The organism is Streptomyces sp. SS8 (genome assembly GCF_054072955.1).
Genome location: NZ_JBSVCZ010000034.1, coordinates 1 through 18337, shown reverse-complemented (window position 1 = coordinate 18337; position 18337 = coordinate 1). Strand labels below are relative to the sequence as shown.

17 protein-coding genes and 2 pseudogenes are annotated in these 18337 nt (G+C 72.0%); 11 read left to right on the top strand and 8 right to left on the bottom strand.

Annotation, left to right across the window (positions count from 1 at the left end):
* Positions 1-26 precede the first annotated feature (26 nt).
* Complete coding sequence (locus ACW69E_RS25105) at positions 27-632, top strand: TetR/AcrR family transcriptional regulator (protein WP_457500574.1); 606 nt, start codon at positions 27-29, stop codon at positions 630-632.
* Positions 633-733: 101 nt separating this feature from the next.
* Here the strand turns inward: ACW69E_RS25105 and ACW69E_RS25100 are convergent, their stop codons facing one another.
* Entirely contained in the window at positions 734-2245 is a 1512-nt protein-coding gene (locus ACW69E_RS25100) for an FAD-dependent monooxygenase (protein WP_457500573.1), read from the bottom strand.
* Positions 2246-2596: 351 nt separating this feature from the next.
* Between ACW69E_RS25100 and ACW69E_RS25095 the strand changes: the two genes are divergently transcribed.
* Positions 2597-2911 (top strand): ArsR/SmtB family transcription factor, encoded by a 315-nt coding sequence (locus tag ACW69E_RS25095; protein WP_457500572.1) that lies wholly within the window; start codon positions 2597-2599, stop codon positions 2909-2911.
* Here the strand turns inward: ACW69E_RS25095 and ACW69E_RS25090 are convergent.
* From ACW69E_RS25090 to wrbA, 7 genes are all read right to left on the bottom strand, one after another.
* Positions 2890-4566 carry an FAD-binding oxidoreductase gene (locus tag ACW69E_RS25090; RefSeq protein ID WP_457500571.1) on the bottom strand — a complete coding sequence of 559 codons (1677 nt, stop codon included), beginning with the start codon at positions 4564-4566 and terminating at the stop codon, positions 2890-2892. The genes ACW69E_RS25095 and ACW69E_RS25090 overlap by 22 nt on opposite strands.
* 62 nt (positions 4567-4628) lie before the next feature.
* The gene (locus tag ACW69E_RS25085; protein WP_457500570.1) at positions 4629-5129 is read right to left on the bottom strand and encodes a cupin domain-containing protein; all 501 of its coding nucleotides are present in this window, start codon (positions 5127-5129) and stop codon (positions 4629-4631) included.
* Positions 5126-6085: an oxidoreductase gene (locus tag ACW69E_RS25080; protein WP_457500569.1), complete on the bottom strand. Its 960-nt coding sequence runs from the start codon at positions 6083-6085 to the stop codon at positions 5126-5128. The genes ACW69E_RS25085 and ACW69E_RS25080 overlap by 4 nt, the downstream gene beginning before the upstream one ends.
* 49 nt (positions 6086-6134) lie before the next feature.
* The gene (locus ACW69E_RS25075) at positions 6135-7532 is read right to left on the bottom strand and encodes an aldehyde dehydrogenase family protein (protein ID WP_457500568.1); all 1398 of its coding nucleotides are present in this window, start codon (positions 7530-7532) and stop codon (positions 6135-6137) included.
* On the bottom strand, positions 7532-8629 hold the full coding sequence (locus ACW69E_RS25070) for a phenazine antibiotic biosynthesis protein (RefSeq protein ID WP_457500567.1): 1098 nt from the start codon (positions 8627-8629) through the stop codon (positions 7532-7534). The genes ACW69E_RS25075 and ACW69E_RS25070 overlap by 1 nt, the downstream gene beginning before the upstream one ends.
* Before the next feature lie 51 nt (positions 8630-8680).
* Entirely contained in the window at positions 8681-9406 is a 726-nt protein-coding gene (locus tag ACW69E_RS25065; protein ID WP_457500566.1) for a DsbA family oxidoreductase, read from the bottom strand.
* Positions 9407-9635: 229 nt separating this feature from the next.
* Complete coding sequence (gene wrbA, locus ACW69E_RS25060; RefSeq protein WP_457500565.1) at positions 9636-10250, bottom strand: NAD(P)H:quinone oxidoreductase; 615 nt, start codon at positions 10248-10250, stop codon at positions 9636-9638.
* Positions 10251-10661: 411 nt separating this feature from the next.
* Here wrbA and ACW69E_RS25055 point away from each other — a divergent pair, with 411 nt between their 5' ends.
* From ACW69E_RS25055 to ACW69E_RS25015, 9 genes and pseudogenes are all read left to right on the top strand, one after another.
* Positions 10662-11837 (top strand): 3-deoxy-7-phosphoheptulonate synthase, encoded by a 1176-nt coding sequence (locus ACW69E_RS25055; RefSeq protein WP_457500564.1) that lies wholly within the window; start codon positions 10662-10664, stop codon positions 11835-11837.
* 51 nt (positions 11838-11888) lie between these two features.
* Entirely contained in the window at positions 11889-12659 is a 771-nt protein-coding gene (locus ACW69E_RS25050; RefSeq protein WP_457500563.1) for a 2,3-dihydro-2,3-dihydroxybenzoate dehydrogenase, read from the top strand.
* Between the two features lie 19 nt (positions 12660-12678).
* A complete protein-coding gene (locus ACW69E_RS25045) occupies positions 12679-13338 on the top strand; it encodes an isochorismatase family protein (protein ID WP_457500562.1) in 660 nt (219 codons plus the stop codon).
* A gap of 26 nt (positions 13339-13364) precedes the next feature.
* Positions 13365-15254 (top strand): anthranilate synthase family protein, encoded by a 1890-nt coding sequence (locus ACW69E_RS25040; RefSeq protein ID WP_457500561.1) that lies wholly within the window; start codon positions 13365-13367, stop codon positions 15252-15254.
* Complete coding sequence (locus ACW69E_RS25035) at positions 15242-15583, top strand: hypothetical protein (protein WP_457500560.1); 342 nt, start codon at positions 15242-15244, stop codon at positions 15581-15583. Before ACW69E_RS25040 ends, ACW69E_RS25035 begins: the two co-directional genes overlap by 13 nt.
* Before the next feature lie 80 nt (positions 15584-15663).
* A complete protein-coding gene (locus ACW69E_RS25030) occupies positions 15664-16209 on the top strand; it encodes a shikimate kinase (protein ID WP_457500559.1) in 546 nt (181 codons plus the stop codon).
* A pseudogene (locus ACW69E_RS25025) lies at positions 16206-16787 on the top strand (hypothetical protein); the annotation flags it as partial. The gene ACW69E_RS25030 and the pseudogene ACW69E_RS25025, both read left to right, overlap by 4 nt.
* A gap of 74 nt (positions 16788-16861) precedes the next feature.
* A pseudogene (locus ACW69E_RS25020) lies at positions 16862-16990 on the top strand (3-phosphoshikimate 1-carboxyvinyltransferase); the annotation flags it as partial.
* Positions 16991-17141: 151 nt separating this feature from the next.
* Positions 17142-18337 (top strand): 3-hydroxybenzoate 6-monooxygenase (locus ACW69E_RS25015; protein WP_457500558.1); only part of this gene is annotated, 1196 nt, incomplete at its 3' end.

Below are 18337 nucleotides of genomic sequence, written 5' to 3'. Positions count from 1 at the left end.
CTCCACAAGTTGGGTAGGCTGAATCCATGGCACGCCCTCGACAGTTCGACGAACAAAGCGCAGTCGTCTCAGCGACCGAGCTGTTCTGGCGACGCGGTTACCACGCCACCTCAGTGCGTGATCTCGGCGACGAGCTGAAGCTCAAGCCCAGTAGCCTGTACCGGACGTTCACGGACAAGCACACGCTCTTCCTGCGCACGCTCGACCACTACCGCGCCACCGAGTCGACCGAGGCCCGGCAGCGGCTGCACGCGGGCGACCGCCCGGTTCGGGAGGTGCTGAGGGAATGGATGCTGTGGCTGGTCACCTGCCCCGCCGACGGCAAGCCCGGCCGGGGCTGCTTCGTGGTCAACACGGCCACCGAACTCGGCACCACCGACCGCCAGGTCCACCAGCGGACCGAGGCCGCCTTCGAGGTCACCCAGCGAGCCCTGCGGTCGCTGCTGGCCGAGGGGCGGGACCACGGCGAGCTGCCCGCCGACGTCGACATCGACGCCGCCGTGGAACTGCTGTTCACCACAGTGCTCGGACTGCGGGTGCGTGAACGCGCCGGCCACGACCTCGCACGCCTGACCACCGCGATCGACGTCGCGATCCGGGCACTGGGCCCCGCCCCCGCGGAGCCGGCCTGAGCGCGCTCGCCCGCCCCCCCGCGGCACCTCTCGCGGAAAGGGCCGGCGGACCGGAGGGAGGCTGGGCGGGACCTTTTGGCTCCGTGCGCCCCGGAGGGGGACTATCCCGGCACGCCGAACCACCGCGTGGCCACCTCGGCCGGGCCCGGAAACCGCGTCCGCCCTCCCTGCGCGCTCCAGAGGACGTAGCCGTCCGGGCGGATCAGGAGCGCCGGAGCCGGCAGCGCGGCGGGGGGCTCCGGCACCACCTCGACAACGGACAGCCGATCGGACCAGGGCGCGAGCGGGTCGGCCTGGTCCGCCGCCTGTGCCGTGTGGACCAGCAGCGGCCGCCCGCCGTGCAGCAGGGCGGCAAGGCTCGTGGGGCCCTGGGCGGTCTTCAGCCGCATGTCCGGGGCGAAGGTTCCGGCGAGGGCGTCGTCGGGAACGCCCACGTCGTAGCGGATGTCGGTGCCGCTGAGCATTCCGGTCAGGAACCGGTTCACCTGCGGCAGGTGCATCACCTCGCGGAACAGCTCGCGCAGCGAGTCCGTGAGCACCCCCGGGTGCATGAGGGCCACCTGGGCCCGCACGTTGTACAGGACGCGCGCCGCCACGGGATGCCGCTCGGCGTGGTAGGTGTCCAGCAAGCCCGGCGGGGCCCATCCCTTGACCTCGGCCGCGAGTTTCCAGCCCAGGTTGAGGGCGTCCTGCAGGCCCGTGTTCAAGCCCTGCCCACCCATGGGGAAGTGGGCGTGGGCGGCGTCCCCGGCCAGCAGGACACGGCCCTGGCGGTACCGCTCGGCCTGGAGGGCGGCGTCGCTGAACCTCGTGAGGTCGCGGGGGTCCGCCATCGGCACGGGCCGGCCCGCGATGCGCTCCATCTCCTCCCGCAGTTCCTCGAAGGTCACGGGCGCCCGGCGGTCCGGCGCGGGGCCCCGGAAGTCGTACGTGCACACCCGGCTGTGTCCGGCGGGGTTCAGCCACACCAGGGTCCATCCCCGCGGCGTGCGCTGCCAGCCGGCCGGCGCGGCCCAGGGGTCGAGCAGGCGCACCTCTCCCATAAGCGCCGACACGGTGGCGGACGTGCCCGTGAAGGGGATTCCCGCGGCGTCCCGGACGGCACTGCGCACCCCGTCGCAGCCGACCACCCACCGGGCGGTGACGTGGTGGCGGGTGCCGTCCTCGCCCCGGAGGTCCACTCGGACACGGTCCTCCTCCTGCCGGACGCCCACGCACTCCTGGCCGCGTAAGATCCTCGCACCCAGTGCGGCGGCCCGCTCGGCGAAGACGTGCTCGGCATACGCCTGGGGGCTTCCGATGATGACCGGCCCCTCCGCGCTCACGTCGGCGAGGTCGAGGTCGAACATCCCCGCGAAGTGGAAGGGGACGCTGGTCCGCCTGCCGTGCGCCGGCCTGGGCTGCACGGCTTCGCGCAGACCGCGGCGGTGCAGGCCCTCAACCGTACGGGCGTGCAGCGTCCCGGCCTTCGACATCCCGGAGGGCACCGGGAGTCTCTCCACCACCAGGGGCTGGACGCCCTGCAGCGCCAATTCGTGGGCCAGCAGCATCCCCACGGGACCTCCGCCCACGATCACCACCTCACAGGTGACCGGTTCGTCCGCGTGCTTCACTGTGCTTTCCTCACCTTCGTGCTGAGCGGGCCGGCGGGGCGGGGCACCCCGCCCCGCCGGCCCCTGGGACCGGGTGCCGGCCGGGGGTGTACCGCACCCGGTGGACGGCGGCTCCTTCGGCGGAGCGTTCGCGGGGGAGCATGCGCCGGGCGGGCCTCGCCGGTACGCAACGTGGACGACACGGTCACTCCTTGCCGGGAATGGGCCCACGGGGGGTCGGTCGCGCTCGGCGGCCACTCTGTACGTATCTACTCGTACCATCGTAGCCTTGAGTCCACAAGGCGGGTCGCGGTCCTCCCGGGCGGTGTCACCACAGATCGCACGGTCCGCGTATTTTCGTAGTATGGAGAGATGGGACTTCGTCACCCGGAGACTGACCAGATCCGCCTCGAGGACGTGTTCACGGCCTTGAGCAACCCGCTGCGCCTCAAGGTGGTGCGCATCCTCGCCGAGTCCGGCCCCACAGCGTGCGGAAGCCTGCTCGACGGCGTCCCCAGGTCCACGCTCACCCACCACTGGCGGATCCTGCGCGAGGGAGGGCTCATCCGGCAGGAGGCGGCCGGGCGCGAGTACACCCTGACCCTGCGCCGCGACGACCTCGAGCGGCGCTTCCCCGGTCTCCTGGACGCCGTGCGGTGGCCGCGTCAGGGGAGGCGGACCGACTGACCGTGCCGGAAGAAGTCGCTCGGGTCCCAGTAGGCCTTGACCTGCTGGAGGCGGCGGTGGTTGCCGCCCCAGTAGAGGTCGTGCCAGGGCACCGAGGAGGTGTTGTACCGCGCGTCGCCGAGGTCTATGTCGCAGTAGTTGACGAAGCATCCGGAAGTCCGGCCGTCCGGCACCGGCACCCCGCCCGTGCCCTCGTAGGCCTCCCGGTACAGGCCGCGCAGCCAGGCGAGGTTGACCTCGTCGTCCTCCGCCTCGGTCCAGTTGGTCTGGTACAGCACCTTGAACACCGAGTCGCGGTGCGGCAGCGCGGTGTCCGCGGAGGCCACGGCGTTCACCTGCGCGCCGTAGGAACTCACGACGACCTGCGCCATAGGGTTGTCCAGTTCCCCGGAGCGCACGTGCTGCCAGAGCGTGGCTATCTGCCGCTCGGTGAAGCCGCGGCGGTGGAAGGCGGACTTCTGGTCGCCGCGCAGCACGGGGTTCGTCATCACCGGGTTGCCCGTGCCGAGGTAGTGCGTGGCCTTCAGCCAGCTCCAGCGCCGCGGCACGAAGAAGTTGGCGAGCGGCCCGTGCGCGCTCGAGTTGTCCGAGGGCCGCTCGGGGGAAATGGACATCCCCCGGCAGGTGTAGGCCAGGAAGTCCTTCAGCACGCCCTCCGCGTTCGGGGTGTCCCCCGTCACGTACGTGAGCAGTCCGATCTCCCCGTTCGAGACGTGGTTCAGATTGAGGAAGGAGATCAGCCCGTCGGTGTCCCCCGGCTCGCCGTGGGCCTCGTGCCAGGCGCAGAAATTGCGCACCAGCGTGGTGAAGTTCGCCTTCGTCATCTTCTTCCAGGACCAGGAGAGGGCGCTGACGAGAGCCTCGGCCGGAGGCTTGGGCAGCAGGCCGGACGGGTCGCGGCCCGTGGCTCCCGGGGAGCGGAACCAGTAGCGGGTCACGATCCCGAAGCTTCCGCCGCCGCCACCGGTGTGCGCCCACCACAGGTCACGCAGGCGGCCCGTGTCCTCGCGCGTGGCGACCACCGCCCTGGCGGACCCCGAGCCGTCCACCGTCACGACCTCCACCGCGTACAGGTGGTCAACGATCAGGCCGTCACGGCGGCACAGCAGTCCCCAGCCGCCTCCGGCGACGTGTCCGCCGGCGCCCACCGAATAGCACATGCCGCCGGGGACGGTCACGCCCCAGCCCCGGTACAGGCGGTCGTAGACGTCGCCGAGAGCGGCTCCCGGCTCGACCGCGAACGCTCTTCTGTCCTCGTCGAAGTACACGCGGTTCATCTCCGACATGTCGATGACCACATCGATGTCGGAGTTGTAGGCGAAGTCCTCGTAGCAGTGCCCGCCGCTGCGGACCGACACCCGCCTGCCCGCCGCCGCGGCCTCCGCGACGACACCGACGACCTGCTCGGTGGTGGACACCAGGTGCACGCGCTCCGGGGAGGCGGTCCAGCGCCGGTTCAGGCCGACCGTGAGGTCCGCGTACCGCGCGTCCCCGGGGCGGATCGCGGTGGCGGCGAAGGGGGGCGCCGCCACCGCCGCCGTACCGCCGGGTGCGGCCAGCGCCGGCTGCGCCAGACCCAGCGCGGAGGCGCCGGCCGTCCCGCCCGCGGCGGCGAGGACGGAACGCCGTGTGAGATGTTTTCCATCGCGTGACATCAGAACTCCCGAATTTACCGGCGAATCAGTCGTACGTGCTTGTACCGCTTCGACCCCGAGGACTACTCCAGGTATTCGTCGCCGAATTCGAGGCCGACCTCGTAGCCGTAAGCCACATCCTTCAGGCGCTGTTCCTCCGAGGGCGGCGGCGTGTCCTCGTCCGCGGGGACGCCGACGTTGAGGAAAAACCTCTCCTTGCCTCCGGGAAGCGTCATGAAGAGCATTTTGGCCGGCTCTTCGGAGACGTTCTTGAACGCGTGCTCCGTGCCCCGCGGCACATAGACGAAGGTTCCCGCCGGTGCTGTGTGCCTGCCGTTCTTGTCCCGGAACTCCACGCTGCCCTCCAGGACGTAGAAGGCCTCCTCCTCCCAGTGGTGGATGTGCAGCGGCGGACCGCCGCCCTCCGGGACGAGCGCCTCGATGAGGAACAGCGACTTCCCGGTGTTGTGTTCACCGGATTTCACGGTGTACCGGTCACCGAAAGCCCATCTGCTCGGTCCCTCTCCGGGAGGCACGATGACGACCTCGTTCTTGTTCTGGCCCGCGAAGAAACCCAGGCTCACCGGGCACCGCCGTGGAGGGAGTCCAACTCCTTCATGTCCGTCTCCTGCAGGTCCAGGCCGGCGGCCGCGATGTTCTCCTCCAGATGGTCGAGGCTGGAGGTGCCGGGAATGCAGCAGATGTTCTCGGAATGCCGCAGCAGCCAGGCGAGAGCGACCTGATAGGGGGTGGCGCCCAGGCGCTGCGCCACGGCGTGGACGACCTGGGCGTCCAGCGGCACCTGCCGCGGCACCTTGGTGTCCGTCGCCGTGTCCTTCTCGTGCTGGAGGGTGAAGGTGCCCAGCGGGAAGAAGGGCATGAACGCGATCCCCGCCCGGGCGCAAGTCTGCACGAGGTCCTCGTGGCGGCGCCGCACGACGTTGTACTCGTTCTGGACGCAGACCACCGGGGCGATCTCGCGGGCCTCGGCCAGCTGCCCGGCGGTGATGTGGCTGACGCCGAGGTGCCGGATGAGGCCCTCCTCGCGCATCTCGGCGAGCGCGCCGAAGGGCCCGGCGATCGAGTCCTCCGGGCCCAGGCCGCCGCCCTCCTCCACGATCCGCAGGTTCACCACGTCGAGATGGTCGCGGCCCAGGCCGCGGAGGTTGTCGTAGACGGCCCTGCGCAGCTGTTCCGGCCGCAGCGCCGCCGGCCAGGCCTTGTCCGGGGTGCGGAAGGCACCCACCTTCGTCACGATGACCAGGTCCTCGTCGTAGGGGTGGAGGGCTTCGCGGATGACCTCGTTCGCGACATACGGGCCGTAGTAGTCGCTGGTGTCGATGTGGTTGACGCCCAGTTCCACCGCGCGCCGGACCACCGCGACCGCCCGCGAGCGGTCCTTCGGCGGGCCCCAGACACCGGGGCCGGGAAGCTGCATGGCCCCGAACCCCATCCTGCGGATGGTGAGTTCGCCAGCCAGGGTGAACTCACCGGCCAGGGCTGCAGGCGCGGTACCAGGGGTCGTGTCATTGGAGAGCATGGTCTGTTCCTCCGAGATGAGATGGTCGGCCGAGGCGGTGTGGCACGGCTCAGCCGCGGATGACGGTCTTGCTGCGCATCAGGAACTCGCCGAGGTACCCGTCGTGCGGGACGCCGCGGTCCATCCAGTGGGTGGGGTGGTCGCCGACGTACACGTTGGCGATGGTCCGATCGGTGACCAGCTCGTCGATCAACCCGATGTCCGAGTCCGGTACCTCGTCGGCGGTGAGCACGCCCAGGACGAGCGAGTCGCCCAGTACCCCGGCTCCGTCCGCACGGTTCCAGGGCGCCACCCACACGCAGGGGAAGGGCAGTTCGGCGGTGTGCCAGCCGCCCCGGAGGTGCGGCGCCTCGAAGACGGCCGGGCGCAGCACCGCGCCGCCGTCGGCGAGTTCGTCCACGACGCCGTCGCCACCGAGGTGCGCGATGGTCCCCCTGGCCCGCTCCAGCAGATGCCGTTCGAGGGCCCGCGCCCGCTCCAGCGGCTGCACGGGCAGCCCCGCCTTCTCGTCGTCGGCGGGCAGGCTGGGCAGCGCGGCGAGGCGCTCGGCCAGCGCTCGGGCCACCGGCGCCGGGTCGCCCTCAACGAGGACCGCGGTCGCGTTGACGCACTTCATGCCGCCGTGGTGTGCGATGGAGTCGACCATCGTGTCCAGGTGCGCGCGCCAGTCCGCCCCGGCGGTGACCAGGATCTTGGCGCGGCCAGGCCCCTGCACCAGGACACCGGGGTCGTCGGCGTACTTGCGCACGACGTCGTCGCCGCCGTACACCAGCGCCAGATCGGCGCCGGCGAGCACCTCGTCGGCCACCGCGTGGTCGGTGGGCAGCAGGACCACGTGGTCCTCGCCGAATCCGGCCGTGCGCAGCGCGGCGACCAGCCGGTGGGGGGTGAACGGCTCCCGGCGCGACGGCCGGACGGCGACGCGGAAGCCCAGCGCGAGGGCCTCCAGCCACAGGGCGTGCGGCGCCGGGTGGTTGCCCGCCGCGTTCACGGCAAGCACCTCACCGCGCCGTGTCCACACCGCGCTGCCGGTGCGTGTGCGCGCGTCGTGCCAGTCCAGCACGGCGCCGCCGGGCAGCGCGCCGTAGGCGCCGGCCAGGGCCCGGCGCGCGGAGTCGGCGATCTCGTCGGCGGCGGAGCGCACAGCGGGCAGCGGGATTCCGGAGACCCGGGCGACGGTGCTCTCGTACTGTCCGTACGTGAGGCCGTGCACCGTCTCCTCGCGGAAGACGCGGGCCGCGCGGGCCAGGGCCGCCAGGCGCCGCTCGCGCGGCAGCGGAACCGCCCGGTGCAGCGCGGTGAGCGCCCGGGTGACGTACAGCCGTGGCACAAAGCTGAGTTCGGCGGCCACCGTGCCGGTGGTGTCGGTGACGGGCTCGCGGTGGCGCGTGCGGTACGGGCCCCGGGGCCCCAGCGCGTCCAGCGGGTACGGCTCGGCCCCGGACATCAGTACACCCCCTCGATGACCTTCTCGTCGTCGAACTCACGCACCGGGGCGATGTCCGCGACCGAGTCCCCGACCTGGCCCGGCAAGGGGCGGATGCGGGTGGCCTCGTCCCGTTCCACGTTGTTGGGCAGGAACAGGCTCTTGCCGACGTAGTGCATCACGACGCGGCCGCGCTCGCCGTACTCGACCGGCCGCCGCTTCTCCAGGTCGATGACGTTGTAGGTCATGTACGGCGAGAACGGGTCGTAGACACATGGGTCGTCGTCGCCCAGACCGGGCCGCTCGGTGACGTGGCCGAGCGTCATGGTGTTGCCGAAACCGCTGCACAGCACGGTGTCGGGGAACAACTCGGTGCGGTACAGATTGCGGGTGTCGGGGTCGAGCTGGGTCCCCACCCACATGATGGCCCTGACCTTCTCCCGGACCAGCTCGACGAGTTCGTCGCGGCGGCACAGCCGCTCGAGCACCGGCGGGGTGAGCATCAGCACACCGATGTCCTGCGAGCGCAGCGGGTGCTGGAGCTGGTCGATGAGGTGCTCGGTGTAGGCGTCGGCCTCGGCCTGGTCGCCGCGCGCGATGATTCTCTTCACCCATCGCGGGTCGATGTCGACGGCGAAGGACAGGCCACCGCGCTGGGCGACCAGCTGCTGGAAGGAGGCCCCGACCATGTGCGGCCCGGACGGGATGGCCAGCAGCCAGTTCACGTCGCTCGGAACGCCGTGCGCGTCCAGTTGGGCGTTGCTGTGGGCCAGCAGCATGTCCAGCCACTCCTGGAGCATGACGACACGCTTGGGCGCACCCGTGGTGCCGCCGCTGTCGAAGACTCCGACGATGCTCGGGCGGGCTCCGTAGCCGCGCGGGATCAGGTCCTCGGCCCGCACCTCCCGCAGTTCGTTGGCGAAGTTGGGGAAGAGTTTCAGGTCCTCGAAGGTGCGGACGGCCTCGATGGGGTCGAAGTCCAGCCGGCCCAAGCGGTCCAGCCAGAACGGCGCCCCGGTCTCCTTGGAGAAGTGCCAGCGGATCGCGGCACGGAGGAACTCGTCGGGGGCGGGTGCGGTGCCGTAGGGCAGTTCGAGAAGGGGGTCAGCAGCAGGCATCGGAAAGCTTCCTTTCGGCCAGGACCGGCGGGGCGTGTGGTGGCCCCGGGTTCACTCGCCCTGTGGCGTCTCGGCGAGCCGGTCGAGCAAGTCGTCCGCCCAGTCGCGGGTGTAGGAGCGGAAGCGGGGGAATCCGCCGTCGTACGGGTCGCCCGTCCAGGCGAAGTCGGCGCCGGGGTTGTGCGTGTCGGTGCCGGACGCGGTGAACAGGTGCGGGCTGCCCTGCACTCGTGGGCCGCGCGCCACGGCGAGGTCGCGGTGGATCGCCTCGCGGGCCGTGCCCCGGGCCAGGGCGTCCGCGAGCGCCGCCTCGTCCACGAGCGGACACGCGGCGGCCACGGCGAGGATCTCGGAGGTGACGCTGATGCAGCGGCCCTGTGCGTAGAAGGCGTGCCGCAGCGCGTCGTCCAGCTGGTCGCTCGCACGCAGCCCGCCCACGGCCGGCGTCTTGGCGGCCTGCACCGCCTCCATGGCCGGCAACGTCGTGACCGGGTAGCGCCAGTCCGGTCCGGGCCACAGCCGCCAGCCGAGTGCCGGCACGAGCGCCGCGATCGCCACGGTCTCGGCGTCGATGATCGGCTTCGGTGTGGGCTCGGAGTTGAGCAGTTCGAGGGGGAAGGCCCTGTGGTCGACCAGGATCTCCCGGCCGCGTCCGGCGGCGGCGGTGCGCAGAGTGGCCATGGCCAGTGTCGCCCAGGGGCAGCCGATGTCCGACCAGACGGTCACGACGGCCCTGTCGGTCGCGTGCAGGGGAACGGTGTCGGCCGGGATGGTCATGCGGGACGCTCCTGCTGATCGGGCACGGGGCGGGGGGACTGGCCTGCATTCTGGGCACAGGGGCGGCCGCTCCCGCACGGCCGGCCGCGGACTCTGTCACGCGGGGCGGAATCCGTCACAAGAGGCCCGGCTACCTGACGGAGTCGGCTGCCGCCGGTCGACACCCGCCGGGGCCGTGGCGGATCATGGCGCACGGTCCCGCGTGGGGCGCTCCGCGGCCGCGGCGCCGTCAGCGCGCCCGGTGACCGCGGATGAGGGCCGAGGCGGTCTCGACGGCGCGGCGCGCCTGGAACTCGATCGCGGCGAGGGTGGCCCCGTCGACGGTGGCGTCGGCGTACGAGACGTGACCGGTGCCGTAGGGGTTGCCGGTCTTGGCATGGAACTGCACCGGGTCCGCGTAGCCGGGCGGAACGATGATCGCGCCCCAGTGGTAGAAGGTGTTGTTCAACGCCAGCAGCGTGCTCTCCTGGCCTCCGTGCGTCTGCGTGGTGGAGGTGAACGAGGAGACGACCTTGTTCACCAGCTTGCCCTGGGCCCACAGGCCGCCCGCGCTGTCGATGAACTGCTTGAGCTGCGCGGCCGGCAGGCCGAAGCGGGTCGGTGTGCCGAAGAGGACGACATCGGCCCACTCCAGGTCGCCGATGTCGGCGACCCGGCCGTCCTTGGTCTGCTCGTGGTGGGCCGCCCAGGCCGGGTTCGCGTCGACGGCGTCCTGGCCTGCCAGTTCGGCCACCTTGCGCAGCCGCACCTCCGCGTCGGCCTTCTTAGCGGCCTCGGCCGCGGCCTGCGCGAGCGTGTGGACGTGACCGGTGGCGGAGTAGTAGATGACGGCGACGTTCGTCATGTCGGTCACCCCTTCCTGGGTGTTCGGCGGCCGGGATCCGGCCTCGCGGCGAGTGACGGCAGCGGAGCCTTCCGCAACGGCGGAGCCGCGGCAATCGGAAGGCTGTTACTCCGTCAGAACGTCCGTGCTCGTCTCCGGCGGCCGCCTCACCCCGGTGCCGGGTCCGCACGCCGGCGCGATGTGACGGACTACGGGCAATCGCGACGGACTACGGGCCGTCGCGTTGCGGCCGTGGACGCCTCTCCCAACAGTGGTGTCTCCCGGCCCAGTCCGGATGCGAGCCCACTGGACGACACACGTAGCCACCGGGCCGACGCCCTGCCGACGCGCACGGACGCCCGTGCCGCTCCGCACACGGCCGAGCCCGCCATCAGCCGGAGTGACTCCGGCACGCCCCGCCGAGGGAATCCGATGACCGACATTGAGTCCTACGTTCGCTCCCTGCCCGCTCTCCAACAGCCCGATTGGGCCCACCACCCGCGCCTTGACCAGGCCCGTGCCCGTCTGCGGCGCATGCCCGCCCTCGTGGACGTCGAGGCCGTCCACCGTCTCGGCTCCCTGCTGGGCGAGGCCGCGGCCGGCCATCTGCAGATCGTCCAGGCCGGTGACTGCGCCGAAGACCCGGCCGAGGCGACTCCCGAGGACGCCGTGCGCAAGACGGCACTGCTCGACGTGCTCGCCGGGACGATGAAGCTCGCTTCCGGCAAGCCGGTTCTGCGGGTGGGCCGGATCGCCGGGCAGTTCGCCAAGCCCCGCTCGAAACCGACCGAGACCATCCACGGCATGGAACTGCCCGTCTACCGGGGTCACATGGTCAACCGGCCCGAACCCGACACCGAGTTGCGCCGCCCCGACCCCGACCACCTGCTCTCGGGCTACCGGGCCGCCAGCGACACCATGCACTACCTGGGCTGGCGCGGCACCGCCGGCCGTCGCTCGGAGTTCGGTGTGCCGGTGTGGACCAGCCACGAGGCTCTGCTGCTCGACTACGAACTGCCCATGCTGCGCCGCGAGCCCGACGGCTCGCTGCTGCTGGCTTCGACCCACTGGCCGTGGGTGGGCGAGCGCACCCGGCAGCTGGACGGCGCCCATGTCGCCCTGCTGGCCGCCGTGGTCAACCCGGTCGCCGTGAAGGCCGGGCCGAGCATGACGACCGAGGAACTGCTCGGCCTGTGTGAGCGTCTGGACCCCGGACGCAGCCCCGGCAGGCTCACCCTGATCGCACGGATGGGCGCCGACAACGTCCTGCACAGGCTGCCCGCCCTGGTGGAAGCCGTCGCCCGGGCCGGCCATCCGGTCCTGTGGCTGTCGGATCCGATGCACGGCAACACCCTCTCCGGCCCCGAGGGACTCAAGACCCGCCTGGTCGAGACGGTGGTGCGGGAGATCCGCGCGTTCCAGGAGGCGGTGCGCGCAGGTGGGGGCATCGTGGCCGGCCTGCATCTGGAGACGACCCCCGAGGCGGTCACCGAGTGCGTCTCGGACACGGTCGGCCCGGACCGCATCGGCGACAAGTACCTGAGCTTCTGCGACCCGCGGCTGAACCCGCAGCAGGCCGTCGAGGTGGCCTCGGCCTGGCGGGGCTGACCCCGCCAGGCCGACAACCGACCGGTGAACGACAGAAGGAGGTTTGGGACCGTGCAAGGAACCCTCGCCCTGGTCACCGGGGCGGCAGGCGGCATAGGGAAGGCCGTCGCCCGACTGCTGTCCGAGCGCGGAGCGAAGGTCGCAGCCGTGGACCTCGACACGGACTCGGTCGCCACCGCGGCCGCCGCACTGCGGGCGGAGGGCCTGGACGTGACCGGCTTCGCCGCCGACGTCACCTCCAGTTCCGCCGTGGAACGGCTGGTCGACGAGGTCGAGTCCCGGCTCGGCCCGGTGTCCTACCTGGTGAACGCGGCCGGTGTGCTGCGTCTGGGCCAGGCCCGTGCCCTGTCCGACCGGGACTGGAACGCCACCCTCGCCGTGAACGCCACGGGCGTCTTCCACGTGTCGCGCGCCGTGGTCAACCGCATGATCCCCCGCGGCGCCGGAGCCATCGTCACCGTCGCGTCCAACGCAGCGGGCACCGCACGTGCCGAGATGGCCGCCTACGCGGCCTCCAAGGCCGCCGCGACCGCGTTCACCAAGTGCCTGGGCCTCGAAGTGGCGCACCGGGGCATCCGCTGCAACGTGGTGGCCCCCGGGTCCACCGACACCCCGATGCTGCGCGGCATGCACACCGCCGACACCGCCGCCAAGGCGTCGATCGCGGGCAACCCGGAGCAGTACCGGGTGGGCATCCCGCTGGGCAAGGTCGCCCTCCCCGAGGACATCGCGCGGACCGTCGCCTTCCTGCTGTCGGACGAGGCCGGGCACATCACGATGCACGAACTCACCGTGGACGGCGGAGCCACCCTCGGTGTCTGAGCGCGAAAGGAACCGGAACATGCCCGGCATCCCCCCTGTCCAGCCCTACCCCCTGCCCACCGCGGAGCAGCTCCCCCGGAACACGGTCGACTGGCGGCCCGACCCCCGGCGCGCGGTGCTGCTCCTGCACGACATGCAGGAGTACTTCCTCAAGCCGTTCCCGCGCACCACCGAGCTCGGCCGTGCCCTGGTGGACAACACGGCGCGGCTGCGGGCCCGGGCCAAGTCACTGGGTGTCCCCGTCGCCTACACCGCGCAGCCCGGCGACATGACGGCCCGGCAGCGCGGGCTCCTGGCGGACTTCTGGGGCCCCGGCATGCGGGCCGCGCCCGAGCACCGCCGGGTCGTCTCCCCGCTGGAGCCGGACGACGGCGACTGGACGTTCACCAAGTGGCGCTACAGCGCCTTCTTCAGGAGCGGCCTGCTGGCCCGGATGCGCGAGCACCGCCGCGACCAGCTGATCGTCTGCGGCGTCTACGCCCATGTCGGCGTCCTGATGACCGCGGTGGACGCGTACACGAACGACATCCAGCCGTTCCTGGTGGCCGACGCGGTCGCCGACTTCTCCGCCGACTACCACCGGATGGCACTCACCTACGCCGCCGAACGGGCCGCCAGGGTCGTGACGGCCCAGGCGGTGCTGACCGAGCTGGAAGCGGCCACCACGGCGGCTCGCTGAGCATCTCCGGAGGCGAAAGGATCCCCATGACAAGTCAGGACGATGCGCTGCTGCTGTCACGCATCCTCGACGGCTCGACGGAAGACTTCGCTCTGCTGCACCGGCCCGAGGCGGCGGGGGACGACACCCTCGAGGTGCTGACCGGTGAGGCCGGCCGGGTCGGCGCGCTCGCCGACCTGGAACTGGACGAGGCGGCGGGCACCGGCGTCCGCCAGGAACTGCTGGTGCTCATCCCCTATCGGCAACTGGCCGAACGCGGCTTCGAGGCCCCGGACGATGGCCGGCCCCTTCTGGCGATGCGGGTGGGCGAACAGGCCTCGCTCCCGTTGCGCGGGAGCCTGGAGCTGCTGCCCAACCACCCGGTGAAGGTGACCGGGGGCCACTTCGACATCGATGACGACACGTACGCCGAGAAGGTGCGTCGCGTCGTGACGGACGAGATCGGTACGGGAGAAGGCGCCAACTTCGTGTTGAAGCGGTCCTTCGTCGCCCAGCTGCCGGACTTCGGCGTGCCGGACGCGCTGTCCTTCTTCCGCCGCCTGGTGGAACGGGAGGCGGGCGCCTACTGGACCTTCCTCATTCGCACCGCGGAGCGGACGTTAGTCGGAGCCACCCCCGAGCGGCACATCAGCGTCCGCGACGGCCGCGCGGTGATGAACCCCATCAGCGGCACCTACCGCTACCCCGCCTCCGGCCCCGACCTGGACGGCGTGCTGGCCTTCCTGGCTGACACGAAGGAGGCCGACGAACTGTACATGGTGGTGGACGAGGAGCTGAAGATGATGGGCCGGATCTGTCCCGGGGGCGGGCGTGTGGTGGGCCCGTACCTCAAGGAGATGGCGCGTCTGGCACACACCGAGTACTTCATCGAGGGCCGCACCGACCGTGACGTGCGCGACATCCTGCGCGAGACGATGTTCGCACCGACGGTGACCGGGTCCCCGCTGGAGAGCGCAGCCCGGGTCATCAACCGCTACGAACCGAACGGGCGCGGCTACTACAGCGGGGTGGCGGCCCTCATCGGACGCGACGCCGCGGGCGGCCGCACGCTGGACTCCTCGATCCTGATCCGGACCGCCGACATCGACCCGGCCGGAGTGATGCGGATCGGGGTGGGGGCGACGCTGGTGCGCCACTCGGCCCCGGCCTCCGAGGTACAGGAGACCCGCGCCAAGGCCGCGGGCCTGCTGGCCGCGCTCGGCGAGGCCGGCCCCACCCGGTTCGGATCGCATCCGGCGGTGCGCGAGGCGCTCGACGCGCGCAACGAGGGCATCGCGCGTTTCTGGCTGAAGGACACGGCCGGTCCGGGCCGGGACGCCGGTGCGCTGACCGGCCGCAGAGTCCTGGTGATCGACGCCGAGGACACGTTCACCGAGATGATCGCGCACCAGATCCGCTCGCTGGGCTGCGAGGTGGAGGTGCGCCGCTTCGACCAGCCGTACGACTTCGACGCGCACGACCTGGTGGTCATGGGCCCGGGCCCGGGCGACCCCCGGGAGACGGCGCACCCGAAGATCGCTCATCTGCGCTCGGCGGTGGCCCGGCTGCTGGACGAGCGGCGTCCGTTCCTCGCGGTGTGCCTGAGCCATCAGGTGCTCAGCACGCTGCTCGGCCTGGACCTGGTGCGCCGCCCGGTGCCCAACCAGGGCGCCCAGCACGAGATCGACCTGTTCGGCAGGGCGGCGCGGGTGGGTTTCTACAACACCTTCGCCGCCCAGTGCGCCGCGGACTGCTTCGACCACCCGGTGCACGGCAGGGTCGAGGTCAGCCGGAACACGGCGACGGGCGAGGTGCACGCGCTGCGGGCGGCCGGGTTCGCCTCGATGCAGTTCCACGCCGAGTCCGTCCTGACCGTGGACGGGCCGGACGTCATCGGCTCGCTCCTCCAGGGGGTGTCCGGCGCATGCATGCGGTGATCGTCTGGTGGGATCTGGCGCACTCGCAGCAGACCGTCGAGTCGCTGCGCGGATTTCTGCGCGAGGAGGCGGTGGAACGCTTCTCGCGGGTGCCCGGGCTGCGGCTGAAGTTCTGGGTGTCCGACGCCCGCGCCGGCCGGTGGGGTGCGGTGCTGCTGTGGGAGTCGCGGCAGGCGGCCGAGGCTCCGCTGCCCAACCGGGCCGCCCAACTGATCGGCTGCCCACCGACCGAGCGGTACGCCTTCGACGTGGAGGCCTCCGTGGAGGGCGAGTTCGCCCTGGAGGCCCTCGCCGGGCGCGGGATCGCGCTCGAGACCGCCGACCCCTGACGGACGGCCGCCGCCCTCTCCGTACCCCGGCGGACCAGCCCGACGCGCTCGTTCCCCCCTGACACCAAGGACGGCACCCCATGACCGGACCCGCGGCTGTGCTCATCGGCATGCCCGGAGCGGGCAAGACCACCACGGGCCTGGCACTGGCCGGCCTGCTCGGCGTCCCCTTCCGCGACACCGACCACGACGTGGCGCGCCTGGCCGGGCGGCCCGTGCCGGTTGTGCTGCGGGAGGCGGGCGAGGCCGCCTTCCGGCACCTGGAGCACCGGGCGGTCGCCGCCGCGCTGGCGGAACACACCGGCGTCCTGGCCCTCGGCGGTGGCGCGGTGCTCCATGAGGGGACGCGCGCCCGGCTGACCGGATGCCGCGTGGTGCACCTGTGGGCCGGTGTCGACGCCCTCGTGCCGAGGGTCCGCGGCGACCGTCCCCTGCTCGACGGCGGTGCCCCCCGGCACGGGCTCGCGCTGCTGATGCGCGCCCGGCTCCCTCTCTACCGGCGGCTGGCGGCGGTGTCGGTGTGCACCGAGGACCGCGCCCCCCGCGAGATCGCCGAGGAGATCGCAACGGCACTCGGCACCCGCCTCCCGAGCCCCCTCCCCTCCGACGACGAAGGACGGCGATGAACACCGCCGGCGCGCCGCCCCGCTTGTTCGACGCCCGCGTCCCCGGCTCGAAGTCGCTGACCGACAGGGCACGGCTGCTCGCCACCGCGGCGGACGCCACCAGCGTGCTCACCACTCCTCTGGTCAGCGAGTACACCGTGGCGTTCCGCGACGCGCTGGTCCGGCTGGGCTCCCGTGTGGACACCGCCCCGGGCGGGAGACTGCCCCTCAGGATGCGGGCACAGGGCCTCGGCGGCTGCAGTCTGGAGGTCGACGGCGGGCTCAGCAGCCGGTTCCTGAGCGGGCTGCTCATGGCGGGCCCGCTGCTGCGCACCCCTCTGCTGGTCCGGGTACGCGAGCTGGTCAGCCGCCCCTACATCGACATGGCGGTCGCGCTGATGCGCCACTTCGGCGCCGAGATGGCCCCGGGCGAGTTCTCCGTCCGCCCCACCGGCTACCGGGCAGCCGATCTGCGCATCGAGCCGGACGCCTCCACCGCCTCCTACTTACTGGCCGCCGCGGCGGTCACGGGGCGCGGGGTGACCGTGGACGGCCTCGGCCGGGGGAGCCTGCAGGGGGATATGCGCTTCGTCGACGTGCTGGAACGCGCCGGGGCCCGCGTGCGGCGCGGCCGGGAGGCGGTGACCGTCATCGGAACCTGCGCGCGACGGGCGTGCGCACCGAGACCGGGCGGGACTGGATCACCGTGCACCCGGGCGGCACCTCTCCGGCGCGTATCGCCTGCCACCGCGACCACCGGATCGCGATGGCTTTCTCCGTGCTGAACCTGCGCACCGGAGACCTCACCCCGGACGGTCCCGGCTGTGTCGCCAAGACCCTCCCCGGTTTCCACGAGGAGCTGCACCGGCTCTTTCCCCAGCACCCGCTGTCGGCATCCGTCCGGCAGTGGCGCCTCATCACCGACGGCATCGTTGGAAGGAATGTGACGAACCATGGCACACGTAGTGATCGCCGGGGGCGGCATCGGCGGGCTGGCGACAGCCCTGTCACTGGCCCGGTCCGGACACCGCGCCACCGTGCTGGAGCGCAGCGGCACCTTCGCCGAGATCGGCGCCGGCATCCAGCTCGGGCCCAACGCCTTCCACGCCCTGGACCGTCTCGGCGCCGGCGAGAGCGTGCGCGAGCGCGCGGTCTTCATCGACGAGTTGCGGTTCATGGACGGCACCACCGGCGAGAAGGTCGCCGCCATGGAGCTGACCGGTGCCTACCGTGAGCGGTTCGGCAACCCCTACGCGGTGGTGCACCGAGGCGACCTCTACCAGCCGCTGCTCACCGCCTGCCAGGAGCTGGACGGCGTCGAGCTGCTCGCCGACGCCGCGGTGGAGGGCCACGAGCAGGACGCCGGGGGCGTCACCGTGCGCACCGCCGACGGGCGCACCTTCCGCGGTGCCGCGCTGATCGGCGCGGACGGCATCCGCTCCACGGTCCGCGCGGCGGTGCTGGATGACGGCGAGCCCCGTGTGTCGGGCCACACGATCTACCGCTCGGTGATCCCCATCGAGAAGGTGCCGCAGGAACTGCGCTGGAACACGGTCACGCTGTGGGCCGGACCCAAGTGGCACTTCGTGCACTACATCATCGGCGGGGGCAGGTACCTCAACCTCGCGGTCACCCGGGACGACGCGGCGACCGTGCCCGTGGCCGGGCGGGAGGCCGATCGCCGCCACGTGCTCGCGCAGTTCCCGGGCATCGGCGCCACCGCCCGTCGGCTGCTCGAACTCGGCGAGGGGTGGCGCGAGTGGGTGCTGTGCGACCGCGACCCGGTGCGGACCTGGACCGACGGGCGCGTCGCCCTGGTCGGCGATGCCGCCCACCCCATGCTGCAGTACGCGGCCCAGGGCGCCTGCCAGGCGTTGGAGGACGCCGTGGTCCTCGGCGACCTGCTCGGCGGCATGAGCGACGACGACGTCGTCCAGCGCCTTGAGAAGTTCAACGCCGTGCGCCACGAACGGGCCGGGCGCGCCCAGCTGGTCGCCCGGCGCATGGGCGGCGAGCTGTACCACCCGGCGGGCGAGGAGGCCGAGGCACGCAACGCGATGCTCTCCGCGCTGACGCAGACGGAGATGCACGACAAGGTGTCGTGGCTGCACGGTGACCGTGACTTCACGGACAGCGGTGCCGGAGTGGC

Coding starts and splice junctions, on each gene's coding strand:
- ACW69E_RS25105 (WP_457500574.1), top strand. CDS start 27: ATGGCACGCCCTCGACAGTTCGACGAACAAAGCGCAGTCGTCTCAGCG.
- ACW69E_RS25095 (WP_457500572.1), top strand. CDS start 2,597: ATGGGACTTCGTCACCCGGAGACTGACCAGATCCGCCTCGAGGACGTG.
- ACW69E_RS25090 (WP_457500571.1), bottom strand. CDS start 4,566: ATGTCACGCGATGGAAAACATCTCACACGGCGTTCCGTCCTCGCCGCC.
- ACW69E_RS25080 (WP_457500569.1), bottom strand. CDS start 6,085: ATGCTCTCCAATGACACGACCCCTGGTACCGCGCCTGCAGCCCTGGCC.
- ACW69E_RS25075 (WP_457500568.1), bottom strand. CDS start 7,532: ATGTCCGGGGCCGAGCCGTACCCGCTGGACGCGCTGGGGCCCCGGGGC.
- ACW69E_RS25070 (WP_457500567.1), bottom strand. CDS start 8,629: ATGCCTGCTGCTGACCCCCTTCTCGAACTGCCCTACGGCACCGCACCC.
- ACW69E_RS25065 (WP_457500566.1), bottom strand. CDS start 9,406: ATGACCATCCCGGCCGACACCGTTCCCCTGCACGCGACCGACAGGGCC.
- wrbA (WP_457500565.1), bottom strand. CDS start 10,250: ATGACGAACGTCGCCGTCATCTACTACTCCGCCACCGGTCACGTCCAC.
- ACW69E_RS25055 (WP_457500564.1), top strand. CDS start 10,662: ATGACCGACATTGAGTCCTACGTTCGCTCCCTGCCCGCTCTCCAACAG.
- ACW69E_RS25045 (WP_457500562.1), top strand. CDS start 12,679: ATGCCCGGCATCCCCCCTGTCCAGCCCTACCCCCTGCCCACCGCGGAG.
- ACW69E_RS25040 (WP_457500561.1), top strand. CDS start 13,365: ATGACAAGTCAGGACGATGCGCTGCTGCTGTCACGCATCCTCGACGGC.
- ACW69E_RS25035 (WP_457500560.1), top strand. CDS start 15,242: ATGCATGCGGTGATCGTCTGGTGGGATCTGGCGCACTCGCAGCAGACC.
- ACW69E_RS25030 (WP_457500559.1), top strand. CDS start 15,664: ATGACCGGACCCGCGGCTGTGCTCATCGGCATGCCCGGAGCGGGCAAG.